The organism is Mesorhizobium sp. M1182 (assembly GCF_040318335.1).
GTDB lineage: Bacteria > Pseudomonadota > Alphaproteobacteria > Rhizobiales > Rhizobiaceae > Mesorhizobium.
In genome coordinates this window covers 1-14641 of the sequence record NZ_JAMYMD010000054.1, presented here as the reverse complement: position 1 = coordinate 14641, position 14641 = coordinate 1, and the positions used below count along the sequence as shown (strand labels likewise).

Genomic DNA, 14641 nt, shown 5'->3' with positions numbered 1-14641 from the left:
GAGGAAGAGGACTGAAATAAGGAGAATATGAAATGCCTGACGCCGCGGTCAGCCCTGCTGTCAATGGGGACGAGGGGCCATTGCCACCCCGTTTGTCAGATGCCTGGTGCGGCTGATCCGTGCTCAGGCTGCCTCCGCGTCACGGGAAGGCAAATCGGACGCCGAACTGCTGGGCGACCTCAGCATCACCAGAAAACAGCGCCGCGCGATCCCATTATCGGCGATCCCGATCCGGACGTGCTGTGGAGGGTCGATATATTCTACACGTCGGGCTTAAGGATCGAGGAGCGCTCCGGCCTGACGACATCGCCAACGATGGAGATGAGACCCATGGGGCTTCGGACGATTGCTCTTCACTGGCGGGCGGTTGGTCGCTCTGTCGAGACATCCACCGGTTCGGCTTCGAGACGTTCAGGAAGCTCGCGGAGGCCGGTACGAAACTGGTCGACGATGCGACTGCAGCCATCGAAGCCTATCCCGACGTGGCGCCGGCCTGATGAAACCGATTTTGAGGAAGGATTTATGTCAAACCTAGATGAGACAGGGAAGAAAGTCCGAAAGCTTCAGCTGCGCGCGGCAGTTGCCAAGATGAAATTGCGCGACCTTGCAGAGGATCTCCCGCGAAAATGGACGGAGATAGAGGAAGTTGCCGAGGAAACGTCGGCCGTTTTTGCCGAGTTGGATGGTGCCAAGAGAGAGCTCGCTGCAATGAAGAAGTTACGATGAGGAGCACATTCACCACCCGCGACGGCTCCGGATGGATGCCGGAATATCTCACCGCTATAGACGGCACGACCTGCATCGGCTGCGGCCGCTGTTTCAAAGTCTGCTCTCGCGAGGTCATGCATCTTTACGGTGTCGATGACGCGGGTGAAATCCTCGGCGCCTGCGACGGTGAAGACGACGATTTCGACGGCGAGCTCAATCGCATGATCATGGTCGTCGACCATGCCGGCCGCTGCATTGGCTGCGGAGCCTGCGGCCGCGTCTGCCCGAAGAACTGCCAGACCCATGTTGCGGCCGACCAGGTCGCAGCATGATCTGAGGAGACAAAACCAGGAGAACGGCGTTGCCCTTAAATATCTTTTGTCGCGTCCTGGGGCTGGTGCTGTGCAGCAACGCTCTGATTGTCTACTTCGCTTCTCATTCCATCCGCACAGTAGTCGTCACGACGCTGGCTTGTTCGTTGCTCCTTCAGTTGGCCTATTTCGCAAGCGTGCTCCTTCTGATCTGGCGGTCTTGCTGCGTTAACCGAGCTGGCCAAAGGGCTGCGCATTTCGACAGTTGCAAGGAAGTTGGATCCGAGCCGCCAGACCTTGATGAGGTGACGAATGATTCCGCAGATTTGCTCCAGCGCGATCAAATGTTGGCCATATCGCTGCTGCTGCCTTTAGGCGCCATGACAAGGTCGGTGCTCAAGCTGGCGCCACTTCGGACCAACCATAAACATTGAGCAGATATTAGAAGGAATACTGTGCATGAGAAGTCGATGGTGACCGCAATCCGGTCATTCTAGTTAATCCAGGAGATGCAGTTCTTGAACGCCATACGCATTGGGGTAGTCTCTCGCACGCCGGCGTGCGGTTGCAACTCTCAATGACGAACGAGGCGCTGTAAATAGTAATGGGACTCTTCTGGCGCCGGATAATGCAGATGACGTCAAATCAAAGACGCCTCTAAAATGAATCGTGAATGGCTAATTCAGCTCCATCGCGTGTTGCCGGAGAGAAAATGCTGGAAAAGTTCGAACGCTATCCGCTCACATTTGGACCCACGCCCATCGAGAAGCTCGACCGCCTCTCCAAGCATCTGGGGGACAAGGTGGAAATCTGCGCCAAACGCGAGGACTGCAACTCCGGTCTCGCGTTTGGCGGAAACAAGCTGCGCAAGCTCGAATACATCATCCCCGATGCGATCGCGTCAAATGCCGATACGCTTGCTCCATTGGCGGCGTGCAGTTCAACCACACGCGGATGGTCGCCGCGGTCGCCGCCAACATCGGCATGAAATGTCTCCTGCTTCAGGAGAGCTGGGTACCACATGAGGACGCCGTCTACGACCGGGTCGGCAATATTCTCTTGAGCCGGATCATGGGAGCAGAAGTGCGCCTTGTCGACAAGGGCTTCGATATCAGCATCCGCCGCAGTTGGGAACAGGCGCTCGATGAAGTCAAGTCAAGGGGCGGCAGGCCCTACGCGATACCGGCCGGGGCCTCAGTTCACAAATATGGCGGGCTTGGGTACGTCGGGTTCGCGGAGGAGGTGCGCGCCCAGAAAAAACAGCTTGGGTTTGACTTCGACTACATCGTCGTTTGCACGGTCACGGGCTCGACGCATGCCGGCATGCTCGTCGGGTTCGCCAAGGACGGTCGACAGCGCAACGTACTCGGTATCGACGCCTCCGCCACCCCCGCCCAAACCAAGGCGCAGGTGCTAAGTATTGCCCGGAATACTGCGAAGCTCGTCAAGCTTGGCATGGAAATCGTGGACGATGACGTGGTGCTGCTCGAGGGATACGCGTCTCCCGGTTACGGCCTTCCGTCCGAGGCAACGAAGCAGGCCATCCGCCTGTATGCGCGGCTCGAGGGTATAATTACCGATCCCGTCTACGAGGGCAAATCCATGCAAGGGATGATCGACCTCGTCCAGAAAGGCTTCTTTCCAGAGGGATCGAGGGTGCTCTACGCGCATCTCGGCGGCGGGCCGGCCATCAACGGGTACAGCTACACCTTCCGCAACGGCTGACGCTCGACAGATTGCGATTTCGCCGTCCTGCCGTGCCGGCGATGCGCCCTAAGTTCGTTCGGGGCCGTTTAGCCGGCTCTCTGGTTAAGAGGAACCAGCATTCTCAGGCGGTCGCGCGGTCGTCCAGTGCATGCGGAGGCAGCTCGCCGCTCGGGCTGGGGCTCATTGCGGAAAATCTGTCAGCTATGGTCCCTCAGCTTGTGGCCGCGCTCTTGGACGGTCGGAACTGAGCGCCCACAGGCTTTCGGCCCCCGGCCTGGAAGACGCGCGGGCAAGAAATTGTGGTATCCGGCCGCGCAGCAAAGGCGTCGAGCTCGGCTGTGACACGACCGACCTCGTCGCTGGTGGCAATACCCGATGAAGTCAGTGCGTTAGGGATTGCCGAGAAAGTAAGCATCGGAACCTGCTTGACGTCCCCTTGTCGGCCGTATGGCTGCGCCAGTGCTGAGTCGATATCCGCGAACCCGACGCCTTCAAGGAGGCGGACAAGCCTGCGCCCGATGAAAGGATCGGCGCCGCGCCGACGGGCGGCTTCGACATAGAGCTCGGCATAGCGGTCAAAAGCCGGGCAGGGTGGATCGCAGAACTGACTGCCGTAGTCGATGTCCTCAGTAACGATCGCGCCGCCTGGCAGAAGCGCCTCCCATGCCCGTTCGAGGAGTCGTTCAGGATCGGCGAGATGCGTGAGCACGAAGCGGACATGAACCAGCGCGGCTCCGTCCGCAGGTGTTCGCGTTGTGAAATTCTATATTGCCGATGCCGCGCGCGGCGGCTTCTTCGCGCGCCAGCACAAGCTTGCTTTCGTCGAAGTCAATGCCGACGACGCGGCCATTAGCCCCGACCCGCTGCGCCAACTCGAAGCTTACGTCTCCGCCCGCGCAGCCGGCGTCGATCACGGTGGAATCCGAAAGCGGCTCGAAGCGATTAAGCACCGATTGCGTTGAAGCCGCCAGCACGCGCGAAATGACGGCAAGGCGCGCCCGGCCCTCTTACCCCCTTTGATAATGTAGGAGTCGGAGTCCCTTACTGCCATCGCCATAGCGGCCTTCCTTGATCATGGTTGACGGTGCTGCCTCTCGGGCACGCAAGGATATTAATAGAAGCGTTTGCGGAGTATCCGAAACCGAGGGATCAAAGCCCCCGGCGATTGGTCCGGTACGGGGCGCCTCGCCTTCAAAGTACCATCTCGATCGTAGTGAGCAGGCTTTTTAAGAAGGGGCAAAGTCGCGCACCTTCGTCGATGGAGAGTTGCCCCAGTTCGGGTAGATTTCCTTGTCAGCGGACCTCGATTCGGGAAACCGCTTGCTGGCAGGTCAGGCAACGTCGCTTTTAGCGCGCTTTCCTTCATAGGCTGGGCCACAAATGGGTAAATGCAGGACGAGCCGAGCAGCATGAACTCGCTGCTCGAATGCGGCCGCGATCGTAGAGAGCTCGATCGTGAGATTGTTCTGGAGGAAGCTGACCGGACGACCGTTTTTTGGCCAGGACTCGACCTTGGCGGCCATGAAAACCAGGTCGGGGCGTTGTACCCGGACCAAGGCAGTCATCGCTGCGCGATTGGTCAGGTCGAGATCACGACTGTCCGCCGTACGGACCTTCGGAAAGCCGGACAGCCGGCGTGCCAGTGCGGACCCATCCATGCCGCGGTGGCCGGCGACCCAAATGCGTTGCACTATCTTTTCACGTCAAGCGAGCGCGATCCCGTAGGCGCGGCAGCCGGCCTCGACCATTTCCAAGACGAGCTCTTGAACGTGGTCTTTGGCTTCCAACCGACCTTGGTGCCGCCTTGGAGGCATCACCGATCAGCAGGTCAACCTCGGTGGGACCGAAATAACCTTTGTCTATTCGGATCGGCGCCTGGTTGCTCCTGCGTTCGAGGCCGCCTTCGGCAACGCCTTTGCCTTCCAAGACGATCTCCTTCCCGACCTGCCTGAAGGCAGCCTCGACAAAGCTGCGGACCGAATGCGTCTCGCCGGTCGCGAGCAGGATGCGCCACATGCCCTTGACATAGTCGGGCCGAGCCCCAGTCGCGCTTTGCCTCCAGGTTGCCGAGTTAGAGGCAGTCCTGCTGACGGCTTCCAGCCGATCGAAGTGTTCGATGGGTGCGGGACGGTTCGTCAGCGCGATCCTGCGAACGGCCAAGCGGCCGAGTGGGGCTAAGATCCGCCCCATTTGCGCCGTCTGGTGCGGGCGATCCGGATCAACTGGCCGAACACCCGGATTCTCATCCGGGCCGAAAGCCACTACTGCAGCCCGCAGGTCATCGACTGGTGCCGCGCCGACGACGTCGACTTCATCTTTGTCGCGGATTTGGAGGCCAGCAGGACGGCGGTCTTCGAAGCGTCGGCCAAGACAGGCAAGGTCCGCAGGTTGAAGGAGTACGTTGACGGCACCGCTAGTTGGAGCCGCGTCGAGCGCATCATCGAGCGGGTCGAGGTCGGCACAAGGTGCCGCTTCGTCGTCACCAACCTCGCCGGTGGGAAGGCCAAAGCGCTCTACGAGGATGTCTACTACCGGCGCGGCGCGGCAAACCACGTCAAGTCGTGGAAGACGCATTTTGCCGCCGACCGCAGCACATCCTGCACAAGAGCGACAGCTAATCGGTTCCGGCTATTCCTGCATGCCGGTGCTTACTGGTTCATGTGGGGCTTGCGGGCCGCGATGTCGAGGCGCTCGAGCTTTGCCATCGCCAATTTGACACGTTGCGATTGCGTCTCATCAAAACCGCTGCGCGAGTGGTCGAGATGAAGACGCAAATCCGCCTGCACCTGCCGACATCGTGCCCCGACCAGCGCATCCTGCGCATCGTCCTCGATCGCATTCCGCGGCTCGCGAAATACGATGGGGCGCAGACGCCCCCAAACGAACCCGTCGACCGCAACCTACAAACCATCGCCTGCCATCACGACGAAGCAACACCGGCGCCTGACGAGGCTCGCGGAAAAGCACCGCAACGGCGGCCACATCGCCGCTTTAGGCTGCCGAAACCTCATCGCCGTGCATCAGGCGGCAAACGATGTGGTATGTATAACGCTCCAAAATATTGATTATTATCATCGGATATAAATTAAAGCATATCTCAATATCACGGTGTTTTCGGTATGTTGCGTTAATATAACGTTAGTATAAAATAACTTCAAACTAAAATAACTGCGCCAATTGGAAGGAGATGTTAGAGCTTTGCAGATGCTGGCCTGCTGAAGACGGCGCGCGAAGCCCTAGGATTATAGCCGGCAGCTTTGGTGCGCCAGTGAAAACACGCAGCGCAAATGGCTACGGAGCAGAGACCATGGAACGCCCGCGGATGACACCTGTCTCTCAACCTCGAGGGCTCTCAACCAGCGTGTCCGACCAACTTTCGTTGGTCCCGGCGATGCATTTTCCTGAGGCTGCCAGGGAGGCGTTTGCGCTCGAGTTTGGCCGATTTCTCGACCAAACCGACGGTGTTGCAAAATCCGACCATCTGTTCGACCTGTTATCCGATTTTGCGCTGAATTTTGATTGTCCGTGGATCGCGTATGGCTCTCTTGCACCAGACCAAAAAGGCTTAAAGCCGGTCCGAGGCGATCCGGCCGTCATGCTGAATTATCCTCATGAATGGCAGGAGCGCTATTTCGAAATGGGCTATGACAGGATAGACCCCACCATCAAGAGGAGTCGGAGGCGAGCAGAAGCCTTTCGGTGGAGCGAGGTATACAACGACGAAAGCACGACTGAAGACGAACGGCGCGTTTTCGACGAGGCGGCGACGTTCGGCTTAAGATCGGGCATTAGCGTTCCATTGCACGGCCCTGACGGCCGCTTTGCGATCATGAACTTTGCTCAAGCCTGGGACGGTGAATTCCAAAATAGAGCAATCACCTACTTGCAGCTCGCGGCGTTACATTTCCATCTGAGAGTCACTAAGTTCGCTATTTCAAGCGGCATCGGGGAAACACCTAATCTTTCTCCAAGAGAAAAAGAGTGCATCCTATGGACGGCGAAAGGGAAATCGTCGTGGGAAATAGGTCAGATTGTAGGAATATCTGTAGATACTGTCAACTTCCACATAAAAAACGTAATGCGAAAAATGGATGCGGCCAGTAGAACAGCCGCGGCTATAAAGGCGCTGAAATTCGGAATTATTGAATTGTAAAACTCGGACTCCAAAATGTCGCGGAAAGCACCCGTCAAACCTAAGTCAACGGTGGACCTGTTATGACGAAGAACGGAACTATTGCAATTCGCCTGTCTGAAGCCGAGGAGGCAGTGCGCGAATAGGTGGACTTGCCGTCGAGAAACGGCCGTCTGCATTGTCGACGCTGATGGTAAGATCATCAAAGGACTCAGAATGCCCTCAGATCCAGATGCGACCGCCAACGCCATTCGCAACAGCGGGTTTGTCTGTGAAAAGGTGGGTTGGAATCCGGGTCGACCTCCGCTTGGTTGCAGGCCGGGTTGGCGGCCCTAAGTTTCCGGCGATTTGCATCGATGCTCGTCATGCGGCGGTGATGTTGCAAACCGCTTGCGCAACAAATCGGATCGAATGATGGAATGATGCGCGCGGTATCGCGCAACTGATGCGAATGAACGCTTATCGGCCGGTATGGGTGAAATCGGAGCGCTCGCAGCGTCTGAGTGCGTTGTTTACCGCGCGCAATACGCTCCAGGATCAGCTGGTCAGGATTGAGAATGTCGTGCGCGCCCTGCTCCGCTGGTGTTAGGCTGCCGCTTGGTCGCCGGCACTTCGAGGCTGGGGTGCGTAACCGGGCCGGTGGCATGCGGCGCAGGGTCTTTGATCGGCGTATCATTATGCTCGCCCGCCGCGACCGGGTCTGCAAGCTCCTCATGACGATGCCGGGCATCGGAGCGCATGGATGATCCGGCTCGCTCCCGACGCTCCGGTTCCGTGGGGACGATGCGCGACGCGCATCCCCCTACTAACAAAAACATAGTGATCTGGCCGGGATCGTTGACGCTGCTCGACCCGCGACAAGGTACGTGAGAAGTTTGCCGTTTCTCCACGGCAATGTCCGGCCTTTGCCCGCGCCGACGAGTCCGAGCCCTGCTGACGACCACCCCCGGTGTCGGCCCAGTCATCGCGCTGGCCTTACGCGAAGCAAGCTGCGAATGTCGTTCTCACGCGATGGCCTTTCGTGCAAGAGCTTGCGGGCGGTAACCTGGTGCTTCTGGCTCGTCAGTGTCTTACATCCACCAGGCGAGAGCGGTTGACCCGCATCATCGCCATGCCGCCGGCACCATGGTTCACCTGTGCCGTGAGCTGGTGCGATGTGTCTCAATGCCGATCACCGGCAGGCTGGCCTTGGCTAGGCCCTCGAACAGCCATTGTGACTTATGGGCGGCTTGAGCTCTGTCCGCTCAATGCGCCAGGCGGGATCCTTGAGCCCCTGCGCCAGAGTCTGCAGATGGCTCGCCGCTTTCACCCGCGGCAAAAATCCGGCGGACTTCGTCGACGACGCACACTGCGTCTCTTTCACCGCCACATCCTCCTTCTGCTGTCTGCGCGCAAACCATGTTTATCATCAACGCTAGCGCACACGTTCACCATCGCTGCATCCTGGCTCGAAGATGAGACTCCTGATACGCCATCTCGAAGCCCAGCCTACCCGCGCGCACGAGAGCATACCGAATCATTTGCCGCGTTTAATGTAGCCAAGAAAAGGCAGGCGGTGGCGATCGCCGAGCACGGATGTACGGAAGTGCGGTTTCCCGGTGAGGTCGAGAACAGGCCGGCCCGGGAAAAAGGCGCTTTGAGGTCGGACTGACTGGAATGGTCACGGACTTTGTCGTCAGGTCTCCGTCCTTGGTCACGCTGGCCTGATGGTTGCGCCCCCTGATTCCGAAACGGTCGGGCGAGCGTATTGAGACGGGGCGCGGTCACTCTGGCGCGGCTGCATCGGGCGAACGAACTGATCGGTCGAGCCTGCTCGCGGCAATCGACGCGCTCGGGCGTCAACTACCAGATGCCGTAGTATCGACATCCGCGCGAACCCTTTAGAACGGAGCTCGTTCCAACGCACCGACCGGGAGGCATGTGGAACAGCGTGACGACGACGATGGAGTCCAAATGCATCTGCACAGCAATGAGCTGCCGAGCAAGTCTGTGTCCGTTTTATCGCGGACTGTTGGAGGAGCATGTCGGCATTACACCAGGTCTGAGGTTACCGACCTCCCAGAATTCCGCCCCGACTGTTCTGGTCTCCTCCGTGAAAGGCAAGAACAGCGCGACCAGCCAACCGCAGTTAATCACTGTCTTGCTGAATCCGACGCCTACATGCAGAGGACCATGAGATGAATACAGATGTTTTTGGAGCCCATGAGTCTAACGTACGTCGCTACGGGCGGTCGTTTCCTGCAGTCTTTACGAGGGCCCTTGGGGCGACAATTTGGGACGAGACCGGTAAGCCTCATATCGATTTCCTCGTAGGGTCCGGGGCACTCAATTATGGACACAACAACCCCAATATTATGGCACCAGCAATCGAATATCTCGTTGGTGAGAACATTCTTCTATCGCTCGACATGTATACGGTCGCAAAACGTGAATTCATTGAAACGTTTGTGGATTCGATCCTGAAGCCCAGGGGGCTTTCTTACAAGATACAATTTCCTGGGCCGACCGGCACAAACGCTAACGAAGCAGCGCTGGCACTGGCGCGAAAATATACCGGCCGCTCAAGCGTCATGGCCTTCACGAATGCGTTCCATGGTATGTCGCTCGGCTCTCTGGCGGTCTCGGGTTCGGCGTCGACCAGGGAACTAGGCGGCGTTGCTCGCCACGATGTGATCCGTGTCCCTTATGACGGATACCCGAACCAAGATTTCGATTCCGCGAGTTACATAGACTCCTTATTGGGCGACCCGGGAAGCGGCATTGAAAAGCCCGCCGCAATCATTCTGGAGACCATTCAGGCAGAAGGCGGCATGAACGCCGCATCAGCAGCTTGGCTAACGGAAATCCAGCGCATTTGCCGCAAACACGGCGTTGTATTGATCGTCGACGATATTCAGGCTGGCGCGGGCCGAACGGGCGAGTTCTTCTCATTCGAGTTTGCGAAGATCAATCCCGACATCGTATGCCTTTCGAAGTCCCTAAGCGGGTCAGGTAGTCCGTTCTCCATTGTTCTAATTCGCCCCGACTTGGATATTTGGAATCCCGGCGAACATAGCGGGACTTTCAGAGGCAACAATCTCGCCTTCGTGACTGCAGGAGCGATGTGCAAAATGTGGTCCGACGGACAGTTTACTACAGGCGTTGACCGGACAGCCGCCAAACTGCAAAGACACCTGGACAGCCTTGTTGCGAAATTTCCCACGTGCATCGAACAAAAGCGTGGCCGTGGTCTGATGGCCGGTCTCAAATGCCGTTCACAGGCCGTTGTCGGCCGTGTGCATGATGTCGCATTCGAAAATGGCCTGCTAATCGAATCTTCAGGACCAAATCGCGACGTCATCAAAGTCCTGCCGCCGATAAACATCACCGATGACGAACTCGATCACGGCATCGCCATCCTTGATCACGCACTAAAGGAGCAAGCCAATGGAGACTAATCAAGTATCCCAAGCCCCAGCCACCTCGCCAGTTGCGATCAGAGAACGAACCGGCTCGATCAGCACTGCGGACATCATCTCAGTCCTGAAAGGTGAGATCACCGCTCTGCACATCAGGCAAGCGTTCAGCACCGAAATAGCCGAGGAGATCACCGCGAAGTTCGGTAGCAGTCCCGGTCTCAAGGAGCGTAAGGATGGCGTCCCCGGACAATATGTCGGCGCATCCCACTACAGGAAGGATGCAGCCACCTATTTCGCAGAGGCGGAAACTGCGCGACCGTACGTCGACGCCCTTTTTAAGAATCTGGTTGATCCGGTCCGAGCATTGTTCGACGCGTTGCAGCGCGAGCTTCGCAAACAGGGCATTGAATTGCGGCTGGCCCGTTCGGAGCACGGTCAGGCTAATGTTTGTCGCGCTCTCAGTTGGTCTGGCAGCGGCACATTCTCCTTGGACCCCCACGACGACGTCGCTCAGGTGTTACATGCTGGGAACGATTACGAGCTTTCTGCGGTGGCGCACAACACCGTCGCAGCACTCAATTTCTATCCCAGCATGCCCGAGGAAGGTGGCAATCTGCGGCTCTGGAGCCACAAGCCGACGGTCACCGACCGAAAGTCGCAAGGTGTGGAGACTACGGGCTATCCCTATTCGGCAGCCTATCTCGAGGGCGTTCCTTGTCGCGACTTCCAGCTCAGGGCGGGGGATATCGGCCTGATCGATGGCGGTTTCGTTCACGGGGTCACCGGTCAATCAGGCAACGGAAAGCGTCGCCTAGTGCTGAACAGTTTTTTCGGTTTTGCTCGCCCGGATCTTGTTCTCTGGTGGACTTAGCATTGAGTCCACGGCGAGTGGGAGTCTTTGCCGGCATTTAAGGCATCGACATCCTTCCTAACCTGCTGATGCGCCGCAGCATGGCACCGAGAACGTCCAAAGCCCGGCATCCTCAGCGCCACCAGATTGTTCTTAAGCGAGCACTGAGAGATTGGATCCAAATGTAGGGGCCACAACCGAATAGCCACAACCGAATAAAAGATTCTCATGACGTGAGAAGACCGCGGCCCAACACTCCGGTTTTGCATGCGATGGTTGCGAAGCATCGATTGACAGGATTTTCCGATGAGCATGACTTTGAGGCGGGCCGCCGCCGCCGACATCCCGTCTATAATGCGCATGGAGCGGTTGGAGGGATACGAAATGCTGGTCGGCCGCTGGGAAGAGGTCCGGCATGTGACTGCGCTCGCGGATTCGCATTATGCCTACTTTGTCGCCGAGGCTGACGGAGTACCCCTCGGCTTCGCCATCCTGCGCGATTGGGCTTCGCCCGAACACGCGACGCTGGTAGAGCGCGTTGCTGTTGCCGAGCCCGGTAGGGGACTCGGCACGGTAATGATGCGCGCCGTAGTAGACGCGGCGTACACGGAGACCGACGTTCACAGGCTCTGGATCTGCTGCTTTCCCGACAATCTCAGGGCGCGGGGCAGCTACGAGGCGATCGGCTTTGTTGCCGAAGGCGTGGCGCGCAGCAGCGCCTTCTTCCGCGGCTAGCATCGCGATGAGCTGGTGCTGTCGCTACTGAGGCCGGAATGGGATGCGCGGGCGCGCAGGCCTTTAAACGCGTCTCGCCTAGAGCACGTCCTGTGATCGATGAATCGATTGTGATGTGACGGCTGCGTTTTGTGCTGATTCAACATCTACCTCGATGGAGGTTGACGATGGGAAGAGCATTGAGCGTGGATCTCGGTCGCGGGTCTTGAAGGCTTCCGACGAGGGCATGTCGGCGCGGCAAGCGGCGACGCGGTTCGGCGTGGGAGTGTCCAGCGCGATCCGCTGGATTGCGCGGGCGAAGATCGGCGAACTTGCGCCACGCCCGCAGGGCCGCCGCCGCGCCTCCAGCCTCGATGCGCATGAAGAAGCCTTCATCGTCGGGCTGATCGGGGAGCGCAAGGACATCACGCTGAACGAGATGGTGGAGCGGCTCGTCGCCGAGCAGTCGGTGCGGATCAGCCGCAGCGCCTTGAGCGCCTGGCTTCGCGGCCACGGTTGGACATTCAAAAAAAGTCCGCGCACGCACTGGAGCAGGATCGCCCCGACATTCTGAAGCGGCGCCGAGACTGGTTCGACGGCCAGCTCGACCTCGATCCGGCGAAGCTCGTGTTCATCGATGAGAGTGTGCTGCAGAGCAGCGGAAGGAGTTCAATATGAACTAAGACCGTAGCGTAAAGCTGCGTGAATGATGGGGGACGGCCCTCCGGGATCGGCTTTCAGGAGCAGGTCTCAAACCAGTCCAAGCTGCTGCGGTAAAGAGCCGTGGTGGTGAGCGTTGGATGAAAAGTTCGGACGAGATCCGAGCAGGTGGGTGTCCGAAAGACGAACGAAAGTGAACCCTTCGAAGACGCGTCGTTATGAACGTAAGTGTCGCCGAAACCAGGACCGTCTCGTCATCCTGGGACAAGTCCGCCGGGTGCCTGATGACAGGGCGGGCGGCGACCGGCGTTGAGGGGGCGTGAGTCGGACACAGGCATTCGCGCGGAACTGCAGGAACCAGGCTCCTGATGCAAAGGGAGAAGCTCAAGCGGGCCAAACCGCAAGGCGAGAGTACCGATGCAGGAGACTGGGGCGGATCGGCCCGTATGAGCGTTGAAGGCCCTGTAATGGGGCCGGAGCAAAGGGGCCGGATCAGGTGGTCGTATTGTTTGGAACAACTGGAAACAGGATGACTTCAGAAGATACGACAGACAAGCCGTTTCGAATTGCGAAACGACAAGTGTACGAAGCTTACAAAGCGGTCAAAGCCAACCAGGGCGCAGCCGGGGTGGACGGGCAGACCTTGGAGATGTTCGAGAAGGACCTTGCAGGAAACCTCTACAAGGTCTGGAATCGGATGTCCTCAGGGAAGTACTTCCCACCGCCGGTTCGCGCTGTCTCCATTCCGAAGAAGACTGGGGGCGAAAGGGTTTTGGGTGTGCCCACCGTCAGCGATCGGATCGCACAGATGGTGGTCAAGCGGATGATTGAGCCGGATTTGGATACCCTCTTTCTTCCAGACTCCTACGGCTACAGGCCGGGAAAATCGGCTCTGGATGCAGTTGGCGTGACGCGTCAGCGGTACTGGAAGCATGACTGGGTTCTGGAATTCGACGTCAAAGGGCTGTTTGACAATCTTCCGCACGATCTCCTGCTGAAGGCGGTTAGGAAGCACGTCACATGCAAGTGGGCTCTGCTGTACATCGAAAGATGGCTGGCAGCGCCGATGGAGAAGAACGGGGAAGTCGTCGAGCGCACACGCGGTACCCCGCAAGGGGGCGTTGTCAGCCCGATCTTGTCGAATCTCTTCATGCACTACGCTTTTGATCTGTGGATGACCCGGACGCATCCTGACCTTCCATGGTGTCGATATGCCGACGATGGCCTTGTGCATTGCCGGAATGAGCAGCAGGCAGAAGCCCTCAAGGCGGAGCTTGGTGCTCGACTGGCAGCATGCGGGCTTCAAATGCATCCGACAAAGACCAAGATCGTCTATTGCAAAGACCAAAGGCGCAGGGGGGAATACCCGAATGTCGTGTTCGACTTCCTCGGGTATCAGTTCCGACCGCGACGCGTGGCGAACACACAGCGAGATCAGTTCTTCTGTGGCTACACGCCCGCGGCCAGCCCAACGGCGCTGAACTCGATGCGGGCCACGATCAAAAGCTCGACATACGAGGGGCCCTGCGGCGCAATCAGGCCGAACTCGGATAGATGGCCGCGGATCGCGTTGATGAGCTGGGTGCGCTGACCGACGAGCACATCGCGGGTTCGGAAGATCACAGCCGAGGCCTGCTTCTCCTCGCTCTTAACTGCCACAAAACGCATCGTCGGCCGTTGCGCTGCCTCGCAGATCGCTTCGGCATCGGCGGCATCATTCTTCTGGCGCTTGACGAAGGGCTTCACGTAAGCCGGCGCGATTAGCCTGACCGTATGGCCGAGCTTGCCGATCTCGCGACCCCAGTAGTGCGCGCCCGGGCAGGCCTCCATAGCCACAAGGCATGGCGGCTGCGCGGCGAAATAGGCCAGCACCTGCTCGCGCCGCAACTTCCTACGGAACACGACGGTGCGGCGGCATCTGCGCCATGGGCCTGGAAGATGTTCTTGGCCATCCAGGCAATGGTGGTAACTTGTGACATGGACTCCTTCCTCCGGTGGTTCTCAACGTCACCACTTTGGCACATTGATGCCGTCAGGGGGCGTCCACATGGGGTAATCGCGGGAGCGACGCGCCCTGAACCGATCATAGCCTTGGAGGGTGGCTGTTCCCCGATAAGATGAAATACGGGCTCACGACTGGACGCCGGGCCCAGCATCAACG

At 58.6% G+C, this 14641-nt stretch carries 10 protein-coding genes and 7 pseudogenes; 12 read left to right on the top strand and 5 right to left on the bottom strand.

Annotated elements, in window-relative coordinates:
• Nucleotides 1-32: 32 nt before the first annotated feature.
• The 5 genes and pseudogenes from NKH33_RS31865 to NKH33_RS31845 all read left to right on the top strand — a co-directional run bounded on the left by NKH33_RS31865 (nucleotide 33) and on the right by NKH33_RS31845 (nucleotide 2744).
• Nucleotides 33-497: pseudogene (locus NKH33_RS31865) on the top strand (NifX-associated nitrogen fixation protein).
• Between the two features lie 25 nt (nucleotides 498-522).
• Nucleotides 523-726, top strand: a complete 204-nt coding sequence (locus tag NKH33_RS31860) for a CCE_0567 family metalloprotein (RefSeq protein ID WP_352923437.1) — start codon at nucleotides 523-525, stop codon at nucleotides 724-726.
• Nucleotides 723-1040: a ferredoxin III, nif-specific gene (gene fdxB / locus NKH33_RS31855; RefSeq protein WP_352923434.1), complete on the top strand. Its 318-nt coding sequence runs from the start codon at nucleotides 723-725 to the stop codon at nucleotides 1038-1040. Before NKH33_RS31860 ends, fdxB begins: the two co-directional genes overlap by 4 nt.
• Before the next feature lie 29 nt (nucleotides 1041-1069).
• Nucleotides 1070-1453 carry an exopolysaccharide production repressor protein gene (locus tag NKH33_RS31850; protein WP_352923431.1) on the top strand — a complete coding sequence of 128 codons (384 nt, stop codon included), beginning with the start codon at nucleotides 1070-1072 and terminating at the stop codon, nucleotides 1451-1453.
• A 278-nt stretch (nucleotides 1454-1731) separates the two neighbouring features.
• Nucleotides 1732-2744, top strand: a pseudogene (locus tag NKH33_RS31845) (1-aminocyclopropane-1-carboxylate deaminase).
• A gap of 193 nt (nucleotides 2745-2937) precedes the next feature.
• On the opposite strand, the pseudogene NKH33_RS31840 reads toward NKH33_RS31845, so the two are convergent.
• From NKH33_RS31840 to NKH33_RS31825, 4 genes and pseudogenes are all read right to left on the bottom strand, one after another.
• Nucleotides 2938-3459 (bottom strand): annotated as a pseudogene (locus NKH33_RS31840) (hypothetical protein); the annotation flags it as partial.
• Entirely contained in the window at nucleotides 3410-3640 is a 231-nt protein-coding gene (locus NKH33_RS31835) for a methyltransferase domain-containing protein (RefSeq protein ID WP_352923426.1), read from the bottom strand. The pseudogene NKH33_RS31840 and the gene NKH33_RS31835, both read right to left, overlap by 50 nt.
• A gap of 417 nt (nucleotides 3641-4057) precedes the next feature.
• Nucleotides 4058-4417: an NAD-dependent epimerase/dehydratase family protein gene (locus tag NKH33_RS31830; RefSeq protein WP_352923424.1), complete on the bottom strand. Its 360-nt coding sequence runs from the start codon at nucleotides 4415-4417 to the stop codon at nucleotides 4058-4060.
• 68 nt (nucleotides 4418-4485) lie between these two features.
• Nucleotides 4486-4797 (bottom strand): annotated as a pseudogene (locus NKH33_RS31825) (GDP-mannose 4,6-dehydratase); the annotation flags it as partial.
• A 20-nt stretch (nucleotides 4798-4817) separates the two neighbouring features.
• On the opposite strand from NKH33_RS31825, the pseudogene NKH33_RS31820 reads away from it, so the two are divergent.
• The 7 genes and pseudogenes from NKH33_RS31820 to ltrA all read left to right on the top strand — a co-directional run.
• Nucleotides 4818-5581 (top strand): annotated as a pseudogene (locus NKH33_RS31820) (transposase); the annotation flags it as partial.
• Nucleotides 5582-5994: 413 nt separating this feature from the next.
• Nucleotides 5995-6879, top strand: a complete 885-nt coding sequence (locus tag NKH33_RS31815) for a helix-turn-helix transcriptional regulator (protein WP_352923422.1) — start codon at nucleotides 5995-5997, stop codon at nucleotides 6877-6879.
• Between the two features lie 2156 nt (nucleotides 6880-9035).
• Nucleotides 9036-10295, top strand: a complete 1260-nt coding sequence (gene ectB, locus NKH33_RS31810) for a diaminobutyrate--2-oxoglutarate transaminase (protein ID WP_352923420.1) — start codon at nucleotides 9036-9038, stop codon at nucleotides 10293-10295.
• Nucleotides 10285-11127 carry a 2OG-Fe(II)-dependent halogenase WelO5 family protein gene (locus tag NKH33_RS31805; RefSeq protein WP_352923418.1) on the top strand — a complete coding sequence of 281 codons (843 nt, stop codon included), beginning with the start codon at nucleotides 10285-10287 and terminating at the stop codon, nucleotides 11125-11127. The genes ectB and NKH33_RS31805 overlap by 11 nt, the downstream gene beginning before the upstream one ends.
• A gap of 285 nt (nucleotides 11128-11412) precedes the next feature.
• A complete protein-coding gene (locus NKH33_RS31800) occupies nucleotides 11413-11841 on the top strand; it encodes a GNAT family N-acetyltransferase (RefSeq protein WP_352923415.1) in 429 nt (142 codons plus the stop codon).
• Between the two features lie 167 nt (nucleotides 11842-12008).
• Nucleotides 12009-12477, top strand: a pseudogene (locus NKH33_RS31795) (helix-turn-helix domain-containing protein); the annotation flags it as partial.
• A 532-nt stretch (nucleotides 12478-13009) separates the two neighbouring features.
• Nucleotides 13010-14071, top strand: a complete 1062-nt coding sequence (ltrA, locus tag NKH33_RS31790) for a group II intron reverse transcriptase/maturase (protein WP_352923412.1) — start codon at nucleotides 13010-13012, stop codon at nucleotides 14069-14071.
• Here the strand turns inward: ltrA and NKH33_RS31785 are convergent.
• A pseudogene (locus NKH33_RS31785) lies at nucleotides 13972-14459 on the bottom strand (IS110 family RNA-guided transposase); the annotation flags it as partial. The gene ltrA and the pseudogene NKH33_RS31785 sit on opposite strands and share 100 nt — an antisense overlap.
• Between the last annotated feature and the right edge of the window lie 182 nt (nucleotides 14460-14641).

Coding starts and splice junctions, on each gene's coding strand:
- fdxB (WP_352923434.1), top strand. CDS start 723: ATGAGGAGCACATTCACCACCCGCGACGGCTCCGGATGGATGCCGGAA.
- ltrA (WP_352923412.1), top strand. CDS start 13,010: ATGACTTCAGAAGATACGACAGACAAGCCGTTTCGAATTGCGAAACGA.
- ectB (WP_352923420.1), top strand. CDS start 9,036: ATGAATACAGATGTTTTTGGAGCCCATGAGTCTAACGTACGTCGCTAC.
- NKH33_RS31805 (WP_352923418.1), top strand. CDS start 10,285: ATGGAGACTAATCAAGTATCCCAAGCCCCAGCCACCTCGCCAGTTGCG.
- NKH33_RS31860 (WP_352923437.1), top strand. CDS start 523: ATGTCAAACCTAGATGAGACAGGGAAGAAAGTCCGAAAGCTTCAGCTG.
- NKH33_RS31800 (WP_352923415.1), top strand. CDS start 11,413: ATGAGCATGACTTTGAGGCGGGCCGCCGCCGCCGACATCCCGTCTATA.